The organism is Thioclava sp. L04-15, assembly GCF_002020275.1.
GTDB classification, from domain to species: Bacteria; Pseudomonadota; Alphaproteobacteria; order Rhodobacterales; family Rhodobacteraceae; genus Thioclava; species Thioclava marina.
Window position 1 is genome coordinate 145,432 of sequence record NZ_MPZW01000001.1, and the last position, 17,292, is coordinate 162,723.

Genomic DNA, 17,292 nt, shown 5'->3' on the forward strand with positions numbered 1-17,292 from the left:
GCACTCAGCCTTTCACGAAGAGGTCGATCCGCTGGCGAAAATGCGTGCCATCGGCGGCCTCGGCATCAAGATGGATCAGCCAGGCACCCGGCCCGAGCTGCAACGGGGTGACGAAGATGCCGCCCACGTAGTCGAATTTCGGCTCCACGTCCTCGCGGACATGGGTGGTGCGCCCGATCAGCGCCTTCAGCGTCTTGACCTTCGCCGGCAGCCCCGAGTTGTCACGGACGACAAGGCTCAGCTTGCCGTCCGAATAGTCGGGAGAGACCGTCCAGCCGAGCGCCTCCTGCGCCGCGCGGTTCTTGTCGAACTGCTGCGACGCCACATAGGAGTTCTTCACCTCCAGACCGGGAAAGGTGCTGACGGCTTGCCAGGCCATCACGAGGTTCACCGCGATGATGATGCCGAAGGCACCCACGGCAATCATCAACACTTTCCGGCCGGTCAGAGGTTTCGACATCACGCTCATTTCGCCTTTCCGTTGAAGACCGTCTCGGTCGAGACGCGGTCCGTGTTATGGGTATCCTCGACCCAGACCGTCAGTTCGGTCCGGTCCGAAGTCGCCAGCGAAGAGCCCGGCGCAGCCATGATATAGAGACGCTGCGTGTAGGTTTCATCCGCCGGTACCGTCACGGTATCGCCGTCCGTCCCTTCGAGCGCAAGGGAGAGCGTCGATTGCTCTTCCTGCGTCGGCGCGATGACCGAGACCTTGAAGGCGGTATCCTCGCCCGACTTGTTGCGCAGCCGCAGTGTATAGATGTTGCGGATCGTGCCGTCGGGCTCCATCACGTAGAGCGGATCGCGGTTCGGGGTAATGTTGAAATCGATCGGCGAGCGCATGAAGAGCGCCACGACGAGCCCGATGCCGATCCCCGCCCACAGCGTGAAATAGAGGAGCGTGCGCGGGCGCAGAATGTGCTTCCAGACGTTGATGACCGGGTTGCCGGAACGCTCGTTGGCTTCGTCCTTGAGCGCCATGTAACCGATCAGGCCACGCGGCTTGCCGATCTTGTCCATCATCTCGTTGCAGGCATCGATGCAAAGACCGCAGGTGATGCATTCGAGTTGCTGGCCGTCGCGAATGTCGATCCCCATCGGGCAGACGTTGAAGCAGGCCATGCAGTCGATGCAATCGCCCTGGGTCGGATCGTGCTCGCCCTTCTTGAGCTTGCCGCGCGGTTCGCCGCGCCATTCGCGATAGGCGATGGTGATCGTGTCCTCGTCCATCATCGCAGCCTGAATCCGCGGCCAGGGGCAGGCGTAGATACAGATCTGCTCGCGTGCGAAGCCGCCGAAGGCGAAGGTCGTCGCGGTGGCGACGGCGATGGTGATATACGCCACCGGCGAGGCGGTGCCGGCGAACAGGTCGCGCAGCAGCGTCGGCGCATCGGTGAAGTAGAACACCCAGGCCCCGCCCGTCGCGAGACCGATCAGCAACCAGAGCACCCATTTCGTGACGCGCTTGCGGATCTTCTCGGCATTCCAGTTCTGACGCAGCAGGCGGATCCGGGCGTTGCGGTCGCCTTCGACCCAACGCTCGACCAGGATGAAAAGGTCGGTCCAGACGGTTTGCGGACAGGCATAGCCGCACCACACCCGCCCCAGCGCCGAGGTGAACAGGAAGAGACCGAGACCAGCCATGATCAGGAGGCCCGCGACGAAATAGAATTCGTGCGGCCAGATCTCGATCATGAAGAAAAAGAAGCGTCGGTTGGCGAGATCGAGCAGGACCGCCTGATTGGGCAGTTCCGGCCCGCGATCCCAACGGATCCACGGCAGGATATAGTAAAGCCCCAGCATCATGGCCATCAGAACCCATTTCAGGTTGCGGAACTGGCCCTTGACGCGACGCGGGAAAACCGGCTCGCGCGCGGAGTAAAGCGGCGGGGGTTCAACTGGTTCGGTGGAGCTCACGACTCTCTCCGTTATTTGACTGCGTCCGAAGCCACTTCTGGGCTGACACCGGGCCCAAGACTTTGACCTGCGTCAAAAAGGCAGATTTGCCATGCAGGAAAAACTGGGCGTTTGGTCGCAGGGCCAGGTCTCCGGCGCGCCGGTTTCCAAGCCCTCGAAGCGGGTTCACTCATCACATGGGCGTGCTCTGGTGCCTCAGACCTTGCTTTTGCGAAAGATACATCCAAGAGTAAGGAAAGGTAACCCTCAACACGAAAAAAGAGGGCCCCAGAGGGCCCTCTTGAAAAGGGCACCGGCACCCCCAGGAAACGCGCGAACAGGACGGGGCGCCGGTGCTACCCGAGGGGACCGAAGCCCCCACGGATGCCGTGTTACTGACCACCGCCGAGGCTGTGGACATAGGACGCGACCGCACGGATATCCGCTTCGGTCAGACGCTCGTTCCAGTTCGGCATCACGCCGAAACGGGCGTTGGTCACGGTGTAGGTCAGCGTGTCCACATCCCCACCATAGAGCCAGATCGCGTCGGTCAGGTTCGGTGCGCCCTGCATCTGGTCGCCAGTGCCGTCTTCGGCGTGGCAAGCAGAGCAGTTGTCCATGAAGACCGTCTCGCCAGCCGATGCGAGTTCCGCATCGCTCTCCTGGCCCGAGATCTGACGGACATATTGCACGACCTGGTCGATTTCCTCACCCGAGAGGATACCGTCCTTGCCGAAAGCGGGCATCTGCGAGAAACGCGCCTCTTCTTCGGGATCGGTCTCGTTACGGATGCCGTGGGTGATGGTGAAATGGATTTCCTCCATCGTGCCACCCCAGAGCCAGTCGCTGTCGAGCAGGTTCGGGTAACCCAGACCCGGGTTACCTCCCGCACCCGCACCGTGGCACTGAGCGCACCAGGTCCGGAACACGGCCGCACCGGCGTTCTGCGTGTAGTTGCGCAGCTCCGGGTCTTCCGCGATCTGGTCGAGATCCACCGCAACCAGTTTCTCCTGGATCGGCTTGTTCATCGCCGCGAACTTGTCGAGATCGGCCTGAACGTTCGCACGCGTCGAGGAGCCCAGGATGCCCGGGGTCGCCCCCGATTTGAAGATCGGCCAGGCGGGCATGGCGATCGAGTAGCCGACGCCCCAGATGATGCAGGCGTAGAACGTCCACAGCCACCATCTGGGGAGAGGGTTGTTATATTCCTCGATGCCGTCCCACGAGTGCCCCGTGGTTTCGACTTCGTGCTTCTTCTTCAACGGTTTTTTGCTCATTTTCTCCACGCCTCCTTAGAACGTGGCGCCGTCATTCCTTGGAGTCCCGGCTTGCACCGGGCTCCTCGGAACTGGCGGGTTTGTCTTCATTCCGGAAAGGGATCGCGGACGTATCCTCGTAGGTCCGGCGCGCACCGGGGCGAAACACCCAGACGACGATGCCGAGGAAGAACGTGAACAGGAAGATCAGAAACCAGCTGTCCGCGAATTCCCTGAGGATGTGATAGTCCATCGCTAAGCCCCCTTACCGGCTGGCCACGGGTTGGAAGGTCGAGAAATCGACCATGGTTCCGAGCACCTGGAGATAGGCGACAAGAGCGTCCATCTCGGAGATGCCGGGGCGACCGTCGAAGTTACGGACGTTGGTGGCGTTGGGATAACGCTCCAGCAGCCCGTCAGTGTCGGCATCGGGATCCGCCTGGGCGGCAAAGTCCGCCTTCGCGTTCTCGATCATGTCCGACGTGTAGGGCACACCCACCATCGCATCGGTCGACAGACGCTGATCGATATGCGCCGGCTCGATCATCCGGTTCAGCAGGAAGCCGTATTTCGGCATCACCGATTCCGGAACGACCGATTGCGGGTTGGTCAGGTGATCCACATGCCACGCATCCGAGTAGCGGCCGCCGACGCGGGCGAGGTCGGGCCCCGTCCGCTTCGAGCCCCACTGGAACGGGTGGTCGTATTGCGACTCCGCTGCCAGCGAGTAATGACCGTACCGTTCCACCTCGTCGCGCATCGGACGGATCATCTGCGAGTGGCAGACATAGCAGCCCTCACGGATGTAGATGTCGCGACCGGTCAGTTCGAGCGGCGTGTAGGGGCGCATGCCGTCCACATCCTCGATCGTGTTCTCGAGGTAGAAGAGCGGTGCGATTTCCACGATGCCGCCCACGGTGACCACGAGGAAGGCGAAGATCAGAAGCAGCGTGGCGTTCTTTTCAATTACGCCGTGCTTGTCGAGAAGTCCCATCTGTTCTCCTCCTTACTCGGCGGGCACAGCGGCAACCGAACGCGATTCCACGCGCGGCTGACGAGCGACCGTCATATACAGGTTGTAGGCCATGATGATGCCACCGGTGAGGTAGAGCACCCCGCCCAGAGCACGCACCACGAACATCGGGTGCATTGCGGCCACGGTGTCGGCGAAGGCGTTCACGAGGAAGCCCTGGCTGTCCACTTCGCGCCACATCAGACCCTGCATGATACCCGCAACCCACATCGAGGCGGCGTAGAGCACGATGCCGATCGTCGAGAGCCAGAAGTGCCAGCTCACCAGTTTCAGCGAGTAGAGCCCTTCACGCGCCCACAGACGCGGCACGAGGAAGTAGAGCGTGCCGAAGGTGATCATGCCGTTCCAGCCGAGCGCGCCCGAGTGCACGTGACCGATCGTCCAGTCGGTGTAGTGCGACAGCGAGTTCACCGCCTTGATCGACATCATCGGGCCTTCGAAGGTCGACATGCCGTAGAAGCCGACCGACACCACCATCATCCGGATGACCGGATCGGTGCGCAGCTTGTCCCAGGCGCCCGAGAGCGTCATCAGGCCGTTGATCATGCCACCCCAGGAGGGCATCCACAGGATCACCGACATCACCATGCCCAGCGTCGAGGCCCAGTCGGGCAGCGCCGTGTAGTGCAGGTGGTGCGGACCAGCCCAGATGTACAGGAAGATCAGTGCCCAGAAGTGCACGATCGACAGCTTGTAGGAATAGACCGGACGTTCGGCCTGCTTCGGCACGAAGTAGTACATCATGCCCAGGAAGCCTGCGGTCAGGAAGAAGCCCACTGCGTTGTGGCCGTACCACCACTGGGTCATCGCGTCCTGCACGCCCGAGAAGACCTGGACCGACTTGGACCCGAAGAAGGAGACCGGGATGGCGAGGTTGTTGACCACGTGCAGCATGGCGATGGTCACGATGAAGGACAGGTAGAACCAGTTCGCCACGTAGATGTGGGGCTCTTTACGCTTGAAGATGGTGCCGAGGAAGGCGAGCAGATAGGCGACCCAAACGATGGTCAGCCACCAGTCGACATACCATTCCGGCTCCGCGTATTCCTTGGATTGCGTCGCGCCCAGAATGTAACCCGTCGCGGCGAGCACGATGAACAGGTTGTAGCCCCAGAACACGAACCAGCCGAGGCCACCGCCCCACAGCCGCGCCGCGGAGGTGCGCTGCACGACGTAGAAGCTCGACGCGATCAGCGCGTTGCCGCCAAAGGCGAAGATGACCGCCGAAGTGTGCAGCGGGCGCAGCTTGCCGAAGTTCAGGTAACCTTGCGCCCACTCGAAATTGAGAACCGGATAGGCGAGCTGGAAAGCGATGATGACGGCGACCAGGAAGCCCACGACGCCCCAGAAGGTCGTCGCGATCACCCCGGCTCGAACCACGCCGTCGAAATACTCGTTTTGCGGTGCCGGCTGGCGGCTCCCCATGGTGCGAAGCACCCAGATGAACGCGATCGCCGCGGCCAGCATGACCTCGACGGCATTCACCTGATAGGCAAGATCGCGCGCGTTCCCGGCCGCGATGGCGGCCAACACCGCCACGAGACCAAGCGCGATCAGCTTGATGTAATCCCACATTTTGTGCGTCCCTTCGTCTTGTCTGCCTTCCGGGCTTCGACTCGTGAAACGAGAATCCCCCCGGAACGTGACTGTAGTCCTTGTGGGGTCAGGGTATGCACGATGCCTTGATCTGCATCAAATGCTCGCGATCCAACTGCGCCATTCGGTCGCAGGGACGTGATCTTTGGGCCACCACTCTTGATCCGTGTCAAAGTCATACGGATTTCGTCGAGTTAGCTTGGGATCCGAAACGTTAATCGGACAGCGCAAGGACAGGACCGATGTCTTACAAAACTCTTCTGACGATCGTCACAGACCCGAAAGCCGCGGCATCGCAGCTTGAAACGGCGATTGCCATCGCGCGCCGCCGCGAAGCCCATCTCGATGTGCTTTGTCTCGGCGTCGATCGCACACAGACCGGCTATTATTATGCCGGGGCAACCGCTTTCGTGCAGCAAGAAACGATGGATCGCGCGCAGGAGGATGCCCGCGCCGCCGAGGTCGCCGTACGCGAACGCCTCGATAGCGAGGATATCCGCTGGGGCGTCGACGCTGTCGTCAGCCAGATCGGCGCGATGGCGACAGTTGTTGGCCTGCGGGCGCGCTTTGCCGATCTTGTGGTCATGGGTCGACCCTATGGCGAAGGTCGCGGACCGGAGATCGAAGCTGCGGTCGAAGCCGCTCTCTTCGAAGGTCAGGTGCCCGTGGTGATCGTCCCCGACGGCTATACGAGCGACATGCCCGCCAAGCGCGTCGTGGTCGCCTGGAACCAATCGCATGAATCGATGCGCGCGATCCGCGCGGCCCTGCCGGTGCTCAAGGCGGCCGATCTGGTCGACATCACCATCATCGACCCGCCCGCGCATGGGCCCGAACGCTCGGATCCGGGCGGCCAGCTCAGCCAGATGCTCTCGCGCCACGGCGTTCACGCCGAGGTCTCGGTGCTCGCCAAGACGATGCCGCGCGTCTCCGACGTGCTCAACCGTCACGTCAGCGACACCAATGCCGATGCGATCGTGATGGGCGCCTATGGCCATTCGCGCTTCCGCGAGGCGATCCTGGGCGGTGCGACGCGTCACATGCTGGAAATGGCGGAAGTGCCGGTGCTGATGGCGCATTGAGCGCCCGCCACCCTCGCCGAGACAAAGCGGCGCCCTTCGGGGCGCCGTTTTTCCTTGCCCTCCCGCTCAGTCGGGCATGATCGTCAGCCCTTTCGATTTGGCCAGCGAGTTGCAGTATTTCGCCCAGTCGCGAAAATCCTCGCTGAAGGCCGAGAGCTTGCCGCGCCCGCGCCAATCCTCGTAGCTTTCGCGCTGGTATCGGGCAACATAGCCCGCAGGATCGACCTGCCCCTCGCCTTGCGCCTGCGATACGGCCGCCGCACGCCACGCGATCCCCGCTTTGTCGAGCTTCTCCGCACGTGCGGGGTCACTCATGAAGGTGCTCATCGCGTGAAAAAGGCCCGAACATTGAGCCATCCTCTGCGACAGGGGGTGAGCCTGCGCAGCACAAGGCAGCAAGACGAGGGCAACGGCAAGGATCGATCGGCGCATCGCGGTCTCCAACGGGATGTTTGCGAGGCTAGCGGCAAATTCCGGCGAAGATCGGGCGTTCAGAGGCCGGGCAGGTCAATCTCGCCGCGCATCACCGGCACCGCGCAGCCCGCGACATGCGCCGCACGCAACTGGCCGCCTTCGACTTCGATGCGCAAAACCAGGTCGGAGGGCCGCCCCATCTCGACGCCCTGCCGTAGCCGGAAGACCGTCTCCCCCTCACCGACGCGACCCTGTCCAACCAGCGGACCAGCAAGGATCGCCGTCGCCGAGCCGGTCGCGGGGTCTTCGGGCATGTTCTCGGCCGGCGCGAACATCCGTGCCTGAAAATCGCAGTCCTCGCCCGCGGTTAAGACGTAAGCGCCCAGTTCGCCGACCCGACTCATCAGCGCGTCGAAAGTCGGTTGGATCGGCCGCGCCCGCGCAAGCGCGTCCAGAGATGCCAGCTCGATAAAGAGAAACCCCGGCCCGCCACGCCAAAGCTGCGGCACGAGCCTCCCGAGGTCGTCCTCTTCCAACCCCAACGCTGCGGCGCAATCGGAGCGGGTCGGCACAACCGTACCTTGCTCGGGCAGGACAGGCGCGGTCAATTCCGCCCGCATCCGCCCGCTCTTCGACCAGACCCGCACAGGCACCGGCCCCGCCTTTTCGCCCAAAACCAGACGCCCCTCGAAACCGGGCCCGTGGCGCGTTGTCGCTAGATGGATCGCCGTGCCGATCGTCGGATGTCCGGCGAAGGGTATCTCTCCGGCTGGCGTGAATATACGCAGCTGCGCCTCATGGTCCGGACGCCGCGGGGGAAACAGGAACACTGTTTCGGAAAGGTTGAACTCGCGCGCAATCGCCTGCATCTGCGCGGTGTCGAGACCTTCGGCCTCTTCCACGATTGCCAGAGGATTGCCGGCCAGCGCCGCGTCGGTGAAAACGTCCAGAGTGACGAAGCGCCGCTTCAAACGAGGAAGCCGCCGTCGCTATCGTCGCCCGCTTCAAGCAAAAGCCGGTCCATGTCGGGTACGGTCACGTGGCGCTTGCCCTGCAACTCGATGACCCCGTCGCGCTTGAGCGCGGACATCTGGCGGCTCACCGTCTCGAGCGTCAGCCCGAGATAGTCCGCCATCGCCTCACGGGTCAGCGGCAGATCGAAGGTCATCCGTGCCGCTGCGGTCGACATATTAACGGAGGCATCGCGCCGCGCCACGATCGACAGGAGCGACGCGATCTTCTCGCGTGCGGTCTTGCGACCAAGCAGCAGCATCCATTCGCGCGCGGCATCCAGCTCGTCGAGGGTCATCTGCAACAGACGCTGCGCGATATGCGGCGTGCGATCCATCATTTCCTCGAAGGGCTTCTTGCGGAAGCAGCACATCAGGATGTCGGTCGTGGCGGTCACGTTATAGGCCGCGCGGGCGCGCCCCGGACGGCCCACGAAATCAGACGGCAGCAAAAGCCCCACCATCTGCGTGCGTCCGTCCTCGAGCGTTTGCGTCAGCGTCGCGATCCCGGAGACCACAGAGGCCACGAAATCCATCTGATCGCCTGCCCAGATCACCGTCTGACCCGCTTCGAAGCTGCGGTAATACTTGATCTTCTCAAGCTCCACGAGCTCTTCCGAATCGCAACGTGCGCAAACGGCCCGGTGCTGGATCGGGCAGTCTCCGCAAGCAAGCGAGACAGGGTATACGTCGTCTTGAGCCATAGGGTGAAAGGGCTTGATCTGAGTCAAATTCTGTTGCGCGTCTTACCGCTAAAGATACCCACATGGAACAGGAATCGCAACTGACCCGGCTCGGGCTATTCGACGCACGGGTTCCCCGCTATACTAGCTACCCCACTGCGCCGCATTTTTCGGCCGAGGTCGGGCCTGCTAAATTTGAAGAATGGATCGAGGCGATTCCCGCAGGGGCGTCTATCTCGCTCTACATGCATGTGCCTTTCTGCCGGCGGTTATGCTGGTTTTGCGCCTGCCGCACGCAAGGGACACAAAGCGAAGAGCCGGTACGCGCCTATTCTGAAACCTTGCTGGCCGAATTGAAGATGCTCAAGGACCGGCTCGCGCCGGGGGTCAAGCTCTCGCGGCTGCATTGGGGCGGCGGCACACCGACGCTGATGCCCGCCGACATGATGCGCCGCGTGGCCAATGCCGTCTTCGAGGCCGTGCCGATGGGCGAAGGCGCCGAATTCTCTGTCGAGATCGACCCCAACGAGATCGACGCCGCGCGCATGGACGCTCTGGCCGAGTCGGGGATGAACCGCGCCTCGATCGGGGTGCAGGATTTCGACCCGCAGATCCAGAGCGTGATCGGACGCGACCAGAGCTACGAGATTACCCGCGCCGCGGTCGAGATGATCCGCGAGCGTGACGTGGCCAGCCTCAATGCCGACATCCTCTACGGCCTGCCCCACCAGACCCCGACCAAGATCGCGGATTCGGTGCAGAAGCTCCTGTCGCTCAACCCCGACCGGGTGGCGCTTTATGGCTACGCCCATGTGCCGTGGATGGCGCGGCGCCAGACGATGATCCCCTCGGATCACCTGCCCACCCCGCAGGAACGTCTGAAGCTCTTCGAGGTCGCGCGCGAGCTTTTCGTGGCCGATGGCTATGACGAGATCGGTATCGACCATTTCGCGCTGCCGACCGACGGGCTGTCGATCGCGCAGAAGGCGGGCAAGCTGCGTCGCAACTTCCAGGGCTATACCGACGATCTGGCCGAAGCGCTGGTCGGCATGGGCGCCTCGTCGATCTCGCGCTTCCCGCAAGGCTATGCGCAAAACGCCTCCGCGACTTCGGCCCACACGGCCGCGATCCGCGAAGGCCGCTTCTCGACCGCGCGCGGCCATGAATTCACCGCCGAGGACAAGCTGCGCGCGCGGCTGATCGAGGCGCTGATGTGCGATTTCGAAGTCAGCACCGAAGAGCTGGTGCGCGATTTTGCTGCCGATCGGGAGGAACTCGCCGCGATGTTCAAGGCTTGCGCGGATCATTTCGGAGACATGGTTCAACTCAGCGACGGGGGGCTGCGCATCCCGATGAAGGGCCGCCCGCTGACACGGATGATCGCTCGCCATTTCGATGCCTACGACCTGTCAAAGGCGGGCCACAGCTCGGCCATCTGAACGAGACGAGACAAGAGACGGAAAAACGGGGCGGCTGCGGTCGCCTCTTTTTTTCGGGAAGTGAGCACGACCACCTCCACGCCGCGCCCCCGCTATCAAACGGCCGCGACGCATCCACCACGGCCCTTCCCGCGTAGCCAATCCATGAAGATGCGCCGCAAATCCGATCTGCCCTCGAAACTCTGCGCCCATTGCGCGCGGCCCTTCACCTGGCGCAAGAAATGGGCGCGGGATTGGGAACAGGTGCGGTTTTGCTCGGAGCGCTGTCGGCGCGAGGCACGTTCGGTCAGGACGGATGACAGGCCGCGTTGAGAAAACCCACGATCTCGGGCTCATGGGCGTGCAGGCTCTCGCGCAGGTCGTGATCGCCATGAACCGGCAGGAGCTGCGCATCGGGGGCGGCGGCCTGCAAGCGCTCGGCATCGGAAAACGGCGCCGTCGTGTCTTCAAGCCCGTGCACCAGAAGCACCGGACAGCTCACTTGTGTAACCGTATGGATCGGCGCGATTTCGTCGAAACGTGCACCGATCACGCGCTGGACGTGGTGCAGGATATATTGCCCAATTCCGCGAAACGGGATGTGGTGCTCAGCCATCCAGCGCTCCATCACCTCGCGCGGATTGGCAAAAGCCGAGAGGCTGACCACGGCGCAGACATCACCCGCCCGCGCGGCGTGCAGGAGTACCGCTCCCGCCCCGACCGAATGCCCGATCAGCGCGATCCGCACCGGGTCGATCCCCTCTCGCGCGCGCAGATGCGCAAGCCCCGCCGCGATATCCTCGGCAAAGCGCGGCATCGACGTAAAGCGCGCCCCGTCGCTGCGCCCGTGACATCGCGCATCGAGAAACATCACCGCATAGCCTGCGGCGATCAGGGGTGGTGCGAGCCCCAACATCATCGCTGCATTCGCGCCCCAGCCATGCATCACCAGCACTGCCGGGCGCGGTGTCTCGGGCTGTCCCCCCGGCGTGATCACCCAGCCGAAAAGCCGCGCGCCCTCGGGCCCCACGATCTCGACCTGCGCCACCTCGGCCCTTGCCAGATCGAGATCGGCGGGCGTCACCTCATGCGCGATCCGGGGCGCAGCCAACCCGCGCAAGAGCGCGCGATGCACCAGCACCCGCAGCGCCAGCAGCACCGCTCCGAAGATCGCCACATACAGGAAAAGATCCGCCATTTCGGCCTCTACGCTCATCTGCCGCTCAGCTAGGCCCGCGCGGGCGGACAGACAAGGCGAGCGCGCCCGCGCGCGACAACAGGCCGCGATCCGCCCGGCCCCGGCCTTCCCCCTTTTCCCCGGCCAACGGGGCGGCTATTGCTGGCAGCCCGATTGCATCAGGAGAGAGCCTTGGCCCAAACCGATTCCGCCCCCGTCCAAGCCCGTATCGCCCAGACCATCGCCAGTGACATCGCGGCGAGCCCCGCGCAGGTCACCGCGGCGATCGGCCTTCTCGATGGCGGCGCGACCGTGCCTTTCGTGGCGCGCTATCGCAAAGAGGTCACCGGCGGGCTCGACGACACGCAGCTGCGCCTGCTCTCGGACCGGCTGGGTTATCTTCGCGAGATGGAGGCGCGGCGCGAGACGATCCTCAATTCGATCCGCGAACAGGGCAAGCTGACCGACGATCTGGCGCGGTCCATTGCGCGGGCCGAAAGCAAGGCCGCACTCGAGGATATCTACCTGCCCTTCAAGCCCAAGCGCCGCACCAAGGCGATGATCGCGCGCGAAAACGGGCTGGAGCCGCTGTTGCGCGCCATTCAGGAGGATCGGAGCGCCGCGCCCGAAGCGCTGGCCGAGGGTTACATCACCGAGGCCGTACCCACGGTGAAGGACGCGCTGAATGGCGCGCGCGACATCCTGACTGAAGAACTGTCCGAAAACGCCGATCTGCTCGGGAAGCTGCGCGAGTTCATGCGCGCCGAAGCGATGATCGCCGCCCGCGTCGTGCCCGGCAAGGAAGAGACGGGCGCGAAGTTCTCCGACTATTTCGATCACCGCGAGAAATGGGCCGACATTCCGGGCCACCGCGCGCTGGCCATCCTGCGTGCGGCGAAGGAAGAGGTCGTGACGATGGAGATCGCGCCCGACGCGGAAGCCGGCGAGCCCCGCGCCATCGCCACCATCGCGGCCACGCTCGACACGCAGGCGGGCCGCCCGGGCGATCTGTGGCTGCGCGACGTGGCGCGGTGGGCCTGGCGGGTGAAATTCTCGGTCTCGCTCTATGTCGACCTGCTGGGAGAGCTGCGCCAGCGCGCCCATGACGAGGCGATCAAGGTCTTCGCGCGCAACCTGCATGACCTGCTGCTGGCAGCGCCCGCCGGTCCGCGCGCGACGCTGGGCCTCGATCCGGGCATCCGAACGGGCGTGAAAGCGGCCGTGGTGGACGCGACCGGGAAGCTGCTGGAGACCGCGACGCTCTACCCGTTCCAGCCGAAGATGGACCTGCGCGGGGCCGAGGCGAAGATCATCGACATGGTCAAACGCCACGGTGTGGAGCTGATCGCCATCGGCAACGGCACCGCCAGCCGCGAGACCGAACGGATGGTCACTGACACGCTGAAACTGCTGCCGCCGGGCGTTCGCGCGCCGACGAAAGTGGTGGTCTCCGAGGCGGGTGCCTCGGTCTATTCGGCCTCGGAACTGGCCGCGCGCGAGTTCCCCGATCTGGACGTTTCCCTGCGCGGCGCGGTCTCGATCGCGCGACGCCTGCAGGACCCGCTGGCGGAACTGGTGAAGATCGAACCGCAAAGCATCGGCGTCGGTCAATATCAGCACGACGTGGATCAGCGCCGCCTGTCGCAGGCGCTCGAAGCGGTGGTCGAGGATGCGGTGAACGCGGTGGGCGTCGATCTCAACATGGCCTCCGCGCCGCTTCTGGCGCAGGTCGCGGGGCTTGGGCCCGCACTGGCGCAGGCTATCGTCGCGCATCGCGACACGCATGGCGCCTTCCCCTCGCGCCGCGCGCTGATGGAGGTGGCGGGGCTTGGCCCGAAAGCCTTCGAGCAATGCGCGGGCTTCCTGCGCATCCGCGACGGCGAAGAGCCGCTCGACGCCTCCTCGGTTCACCCCGAAGCCTATGCGGTCGCGCGCAAGATCGTGCAAAGCTGTGGCCGCGACATCCGCGAGATCATGGGCCAGCCCGCGGCGCTCAAGGGCCTGCGTGCCGAGGAGTTCGTCACCGGCGAATTCGGCCTGCCCACGATCCGTGACATCTTCGCGGAACTGGAAAAACCCGGCCGCGACCCGCGCCCCACCTTCAAGACCGCGCAATTCACCGATGGGGTCGAAGATATCAAGGACCTCAAGCCGGGGATGAGCCTCGAGGGAACCGTGACCAACGTTGCGGCTTTTGGTGCCTTCGTCGATATCGGCGTGCATCAGGACGGGCTGGTGCATGTCAGCCAGCTCGCCGATCGTTTCGTGAAGGACCCGCATGAGGTGGTGAAGGCGGGCGATGTGGTGCGCGTGCGCGTCACCGAGGTCGACATTCCGCGCAAGCGGATCGGGCTGTCGATGCGCAAGCAGTCCGAGGGCGGCGCGCGACCGCAGGGCCAGGGCCAGGCGCGGCAAGGACAGGGATCGGGCAAGCCCGGACCGCAAGGCTCGCGCGGCAAGGGCCCCGGAAAAGGTCCCGGCAAAGCGCCTTCGCAAGATAGCGGCAATGGCGCGCTTGGTGCTGCTTTGCGCGATGCGATGAACCGACGCTGAAACCGACCAAGCGGTTTCAACGTTTGGGGTTTTGACTGTCTCGCGGGGCTGTGTTCTGATCGCTCCCGGCCTCTGCGGCCCGAAACGATCACGGAGCCCTCGCGTGCAGCCCGCCTTTCGCACAGAAGCGCTATCGAAGACCTATGGCGAGGGTCCGGCCGCCGTCCACGCCCTGCGTGAAGTGACGCTCGAAATCCCGCGCGGCGAGGTGGTGGTCCTGCTCGGCCCCTCGGGCAGCGGCAAATCCACCTTTCTCAACATCATCGGCGGGCTCGACCGACCGAGCTCGGGCAAGGCCTGGTTCGGCGATCAATGCCTGACCGAGATGTCCGAACGCGCGCTCACGCAATACCGGCGCAGCCATGTCGGCTTCGTCTTCCAGTTCTACAACCTGATGCCCAGCCTCACCGCGCGCGAGAATGTCGAGCTGGTGACGGAGATCTCGAATGACCCGATGGATGCGGGCGAGGCGCTGCGGCTGGTGGGGCTGGAGGGACGGCTCGACCATTTCCCGGCGCAGATGTCGGGAGGCGAGCAGCAGCGCGTCGCCATCGCCCGCGCCATCGCCAAGCGCCCGGCGGTGCTGTTTTGCGACGAGCCCACGGGAGCGCTCGATTCCACCACGGGCCGGCGGGTTCTGCAGGTCCTCAATGATGTGAACCGCGAGCTGGGCACGACCGTGCTGATTGTCACACACGCAGCCGCGACAGCGGCGATGGCGCATCGGGTGCTGCATTTCACCGACGGCCAACTGCGCGAGACGATCCTCAACGAGACCCGCGCCGATCCAGCCGAGATCGAGTGGTAAACCGATGGCGCTGACGATCCTGCATCGCAAGCTCGGTCGCGATCTCTGGCGCATCCGCGCGCAGGCTTTCGCGATCGCGGCGGTGGTCGCGATGGGCGTCATGGTGCAGGTGATGATGGCGGGGTTGACCGATACGCTCACCATCACCCGCGATGCCTATTTCGAACGACACAGGTTCGCGCAGATTTTCGAGCCGCTGACCCGCGCGCCCAATTCGCTGATGGAAAAGGTCAACGCGATCCCCGGTGTGCTCACGACCGACGGACGTCTGAGCGGTTACGGCCGGATCGACGCCGACGGGGGTGAGCCGGTACAGGCGCGCATCCTTTCGCTTCCCGGTCCGGCAGGGCTCAACGGCATCCTGATGACTGCGGGCCGGATGCCCGTCCCGGGGCGCAGCGACGAGGTCATACTGCTGGACACATTCGCCGCCGCGCGCGGGATCGCGCTCGGCGACACGTTCGGCGTGACCGTCGAGGGCCGCCACCAGCACCTGCGCGTGGTCGGCTTCGCGCGTTCCCCCGAGTTTTTGTTCATGCCCGCGCCGGGTGAGTTCTTTCCCACCGATGGTCGCTTCTCGGTGATCTGGATGGAGCGCAAGGCCGCCGCCGCCGTGCTCGACCTCGACGGGGCGTTCAACGAGGTGCTGGTGCTGACCACGCGCGAACGCCCGCGCAAGGCGGTGCTGGCCGATCTCGACAGGTTGATGGCGCCCTATGGTGGCGGCGCGGGTTACGTGCAGGACCAGCAGACCTCCGCGCGCTTCATCGAGGAGGAACTGAAAGGGTTGCGCCAGTCGCGCCTGTTCCTGCCACCGATTTTCCTCGCCGTGGCGGCCTTTCTCCTGAATGTCACGATCACCCGGATCGTGCAGGCCGAACGGCGCGAAATCGGTCTGATGAAAGCCTTCGGCCATAGCGGAGCCGAGATCGCGGGGCATTACCTCGAACTGGCGCTGCTGATCGCGCTCGCGGGCGCTGTGCTCGGGTCGGGCTTGGGGGTGATGGCCGGACGGGCGATCACCGGGCTCTACATGGAATTCTACAAATTCCCCTATCTCGTCTTCTCGATGCGCCCCGGCCCCTTTGCGGGCGGCCTGGCCTTCTCGCTGCTCGCCGCCGCGCTCGGCGCGGCCATTGCGCTGCGCACCGTGTTCCGCCTGACGCCCGCCGAGGCGATGCGCCCACCAGCGCCCCCCGATTTCACCCATGGCCGTATCGGATTTCTTGCGCTCCTGACCCGCCCGCTCGACCAGCCGGGGCGGATGATCCTACGTCAGATCACGCGCCAGCCGTTTCGCAGCCTCGGCACCATCGGGGGGGTGGCCGCGGGGCTCGCGCTCAACATGGCGATGCTGATGATCTATGCGGGGTTCGATCACACGATGGCGGTGACCTTCGGCTTCGCGGATCGCTCGGACGCGACGGTGAGCTTCATCCACCCGGTCTCTCGCGATGTGACCCACGAGATCGCCCACCTGCCCGGCGTGCTCGAGGCCGAGCCGCAGCGCATGGTCCCAGTGCTGTTTCGCAATGGCCCCATCACCCATCGCGGCGAGCTGACCGGCCTGCCCGACCCGGCCACGCTGAACCGTGCGCTCGATACCAGCCTGAACCCGATCCCGCTGCCCGCAAATGGCGTGGTGCTTTCGCGCGGGCTTGCGAACCTCTTGGCCCTTCACCCCGGCGATCTGATCACCGCCGAAGTCACCGAGGGGCGCAAGCGCCACCTGACCCTGCCTGTCGTCGCGGTGTCCGACACGCTGCTTGGAGCGCCCGCCTATATGCGTCTCGATGCGCTCACGCGTGCGATTGGCGAGGCCGACCGGATCACCTCGGTTGCGCTTCGGACCGCGGGCCAGCCTTCGGCGGAACTGCTACACGCGCTGCGCGAGCGGCCCAAGGTGGCGGGCGTCTCGGTGAAGGCCGACAGCTACGCGGCCTTTCGCAAGATCGCCGACGAGGGCGCGGGGCAAATGCGGTTCGTGTTCGGCGCCATCGCCTTCGTGCTGAGCTTCGGCATCGTCTACAACGCCGCGCGCAACGCTTTTGCCGAGCGCGTGCACGAACTCGCCAGCCTGCGCGTGCTGGGCTTCACCCGCGCCGAGGTGACGCTGGTTCTGGCCGGTGAGATCGCGGTGCTGGTGGCGATTGCGCTGCCCTTGGGGATCTGGCTGGGCTGGTGGCTCGCCAATCTCATCGCGGTCGCCTTTTCGAACGAGCTTTACCGGGTCAGTGTCAGCTTCGACCTGCCGAGCATCGCCAAGGCGGTGCTGGTGGTGGTCGCAGCGATGCTGGCCTCGATCCTGATGCTGCGCCGCGCTCAGGATCGGTTGAACATGGTGGCGGCGCTCAAGGCAAGGGACTGAC

The 17,292-nt window shown here is 64.6% G+C and carries 16 protein-coding genes; 6 read left to right on the plus strand and 10 right to left on the minus strand.

The annotated features are described in order from the left end of the window. Window positions 1-4: 4 nt before the first annotated feature. The 6 genes from BMI90_RS00745 to ccoN form a co-directional block, all read right to left on the minus strand. Window positions 5-469 carry a FixH family protein gene (locus BMI90_RS00745; protein WP_348638917.1) on the minus strand — a complete coding sequence of 155 codons (465 nt, stop codon included), beginning with the start codon at window positions 467-469 and terminating at the stop codon, window positions 5-7. Further along, complete coding sequence (gene ccoG, locus BMI90_RS00750; RefSeq protein WP_078524962.1) at window positions 466-1,914, minus strand: cytochrome c oxidase accessory protein CcoG; 1,449 nt, start codon at window positions 1,912-1,914, stop codon at window positions 466-468. Before ccoG ends, BMI90_RS00745 begins: the two co-directional genes overlap by 4 nt. 371 nt (window positions 1,915-2,285) lie before the next feature. After that, a complete protein-coding gene (gene ccoP, locus BMI90_RS00755) occupies window positions 2,286-3,170 on the minus strand; it encodes a cytochrome-c oxidase, cbb3-type subunit III (protein ID WP_078524964.1) in 885 nt (294 codons plus the stop codon). 31 nt (window positions 3,171-3,201) lie between these two features. Beyond that, window positions 3,202-3,402, minus strand: coding sequence for a CcoQ/FixQ family Cbb3-type cytochrome c oxidase assembly chaperone (locus BMI90_RS00760; protein ID WP_038072058.1), 201 nt, complete (start codon window positions 3,400-3,402; stop codon window positions 3,202-3,204). A 12-nt stretch (window positions 3,403-3,414) separates the two neighbouring features. After that, window positions 3,415-4,143 carry a cytochrome-c oxidase, cbb3-type subunit II gene (ccoO, locus tag BMI90_RS00765; protein ID WP_078524965.1) on the minus strand — a complete coding sequence of 243 codons (729 nt, stop codon included), beginning with the start codon at window positions 4,141-4,143 and terminating at the stop codon, window positions 3,415-3,417. A 12-nt stretch (window positions 4,144-4,155) separates the two neighbouring features. Then, on the minus strand, window positions 4,156-5,757 hold the full coding sequence (ccoN, locus tag BMI90_RS00770) for a cytochrome-c oxidase, cbb3-type subunit I (RefSeq protein ID WP_078524967.1): 1,602 nt from the start codon (window positions 5,755-5,757) through the stop codon (window positions 4,156-4,158). Window positions 5,758-6,020: 263 nt separating this feature from the next. Between ccoN and BMI90_RS00775 the strand changes: the two genes are divergently transcribed. After that, window positions 6,021-6,860, plus strand: coding sequence for a universal stress protein (locus tag BMI90_RS00775; protein ID WP_078524969.1), 840 nt, complete (start codon window positions 6,021-6,023; stop codon window positions 6,858-6,860). Window positions 6,861-6,926: 66 nt separating this feature from the next. Here the strand turns inward: BMI90_RS00775 and BMI90_RS00780 are convergent, their stop codons facing one another. From BMI90_RS00780 to BMI90_RS00790, 3 genes are all read right to left on the minus strand, one after another. After that, on the minus strand, window positions 6,927-7,175 hold the full coding sequence (locus BMI90_RS00780; RefSeq protein ID WP_146642559.1) for a hypothetical protein: 249 nt from the start codon (window positions 7,173-7,175) through the stop codon (window positions 6,927-6,929). 176 nt (window positions 7,176-7,351) lie between these two features. Further along, a complete protein-coding gene (locus BMI90_RS00785; protein ID WP_078524974.1) occupies window positions 7,352-8,245 on the minus strand; it encodes a PhzF family phenazine biosynthesis protein in 894 nt (297 codons plus the stop codon). After that, window positions 8,242-8,988, minus strand: a complete 747-nt coding sequence (locus tag BMI90_RS00790) for a transcriptional regulator FnrL (protein WP_078524976.1) — start codon at window positions 8,986-8,988, stop codon at window positions 8,242-8,244. Before BMI90_RS00790 ends, BMI90_RS00785 begins: the two co-directional genes overlap by 4 nt. A 62-nt stretch (window positions 8,989-9,050) precedes the next feature. On the opposite strand from BMI90_RS00790, the gene hemN reads away from it, so the two are divergent. Further along, complete coding sequence (gene hemN / locus BMI90_RS00795) at window positions 9,051-10,406, plus strand: oxygen-independent coproporphyrinogen III oxidase (RefSeq protein ID WP_078524978.1); 1,356 nt, start codon at window positions 9,051-9,053, stop codon at window positions 10,404-10,406. 144 nt (window positions 10,407-10,550) lie between these two features. Next, window positions 10,551-10,718, plus strand: a complete 168-nt coding sequence (locus BMI90_RS00800; RefSeq protein WP_078524980.1) for a DUF2256 domain-containing protein — start codon at window positions 10,551-10,553, stop codon at window positions 10,716-10,718. Here the strand turns inward: BMI90_RS00800 and BMI90_RS00805 are convergent. Continuing rightward, window positions 10,693-11,583 carry an alpha/beta fold hydrolase gene (locus tag BMI90_RS00805; RefSeq protein WP_078524983.1) on the minus strand — a complete coding sequence of 297 codons (891 nt, stop codon included), beginning with the start codon at window positions 11,581-11,583 and terminating at the stop codon, window positions 10,693-10,695. The genes BMI90_RS00800 and BMI90_RS00805 overlap by 26 nt on opposite strands. 171 nt (window positions 11,584-11,754) lie before the next feature. Between BMI90_RS00805 and BMI90_RS00810 the strand changes: the two genes are divergently transcribed. From BMI90_RS00810 to BMI90_RS00820, 3 genes are all read left to right on the plus strand, one after another. Then, window positions 11,755-14,115 carry a Tex family protein gene (locus BMI90_RS00810; protein WP_078524985.1) on the plus strand — a complete coding sequence of 787 codons (2,361 nt, stop codon included), beginning with the start codon at window positions 11,755-11,757 and terminating at the stop codon, window positions 14,113-14,115. A gap of 103 nt (window positions 14,116-14,218) precedes the next feature. Beyond that, window positions 14,219-14,923, plus strand: a complete 705-nt coding sequence (locus BMI90_RS00815) for an ABC transporter ATP-binding protein (RefSeq protein WP_078524987.1) — start codon at window positions 14,219-14,221, stop codon at window positions 14,921-14,923. Window positions 14,924-14,927: 4 nt separating this feature from the next. Continuing rightward, window positions 14,928-17,291: an ABC transporter permease gene (locus tag BMI90_RS00820; protein WP_078524989.1), complete on the plus strand. Its 2,364-nt coding sequence runs from the start codon at window positions 14,928-14,930 to the stop codon at window positions 17,289-17,291. Window position 17,292 lies beyond the last annotated feature (1 nt).

Excerpts from the sequence above, each read along its gene's own strand:
- BMI90_RS00745 (WP_348638917.1), bottom strand. The coding sequence starts at position 469 with ATGAGCGTGATGTCGAAACCTCTGACCGGCCGGAAAGTGTTGATGATT.
- ccoP (WP_078524964.1), bottom strand. The coding sequence starts at position 3,170 with ATGAGCAAAAAACCGTTGAAGAAGAAGCACGAAGTCGAAACCACGGGG.
- BMI90_RS00760 (WP_038072058.1), bottom strand. The coding sequence starts at position 3,402 with ATGGACTATCACATCCTCAGGGAATTCGCGGACAGCTGGTTTCTGATC.
- ccoO (WP_078524965.1), bottom strand. The coding sequence starts at position 4,143 with ATGGGACTTCTCGACAAGCACGGCGTAATTGAAAAGAACGCCACGCTG.
- ccoN (WP_078524967.1), bottom strand. The coding sequence starts at position 5,757 with ATGTGGGATTACATCAAGCTGATCGCGCTTGGTCTCGTGGCGGTGTTG.
- BMI90_RS00775 (WP_078524969.1), top strand. The coding sequence starts at position 6,021 with ATGTCTTACAAAACTCTTCTGACGATCGTCACAGACCCGAAAGCCGCG.
- BMI90_RS00780 (WP_146642559.1), bottom strand. The coding sequence starts at position 7,175 with ATGAGTGACCCCGCACGTGCGGAGAAGCTCGACAAAGCGGGGATCGCG.
- BMI90_RS00790 (WP_078524976.1), bottom strand. The coding sequence starts at position 8,988 with ATGGCTCAAGACGACGTATACCCTGTCTCGCTTGCTTGCGGAGACTGC.
- hemN (WP_078524978.1), top strand. The coding sequence starts at position 9,051 with ATGGAACAGGAATCGCAACTGACCCGGCTCGGGCTATTCGACGCACGG.
- BMI90_RS00800 (WP_078524980.1), top strand. The coding sequence starts at position 10,551 with ATGAAGATGCGCCGCAAATCCGATCTGCCCTCGAAACTCTGCGCCCAT.
- BMI90_RS00805 (WP_078524983.1), bottom strand. The coding sequence starts at position 11,583 with ATGGCGGATCTTTTCCTGTATGTGGCGATCTTCGGAGCGGTGCTGCTG.
- BMI90_RS00820 (WP_078524989.1), top strand. The coding sequence starts at position 14,928 with ATGGCGCTGACGATCCTGCATCGCAAGCTCGGTCGCGATCTCTGGCGC.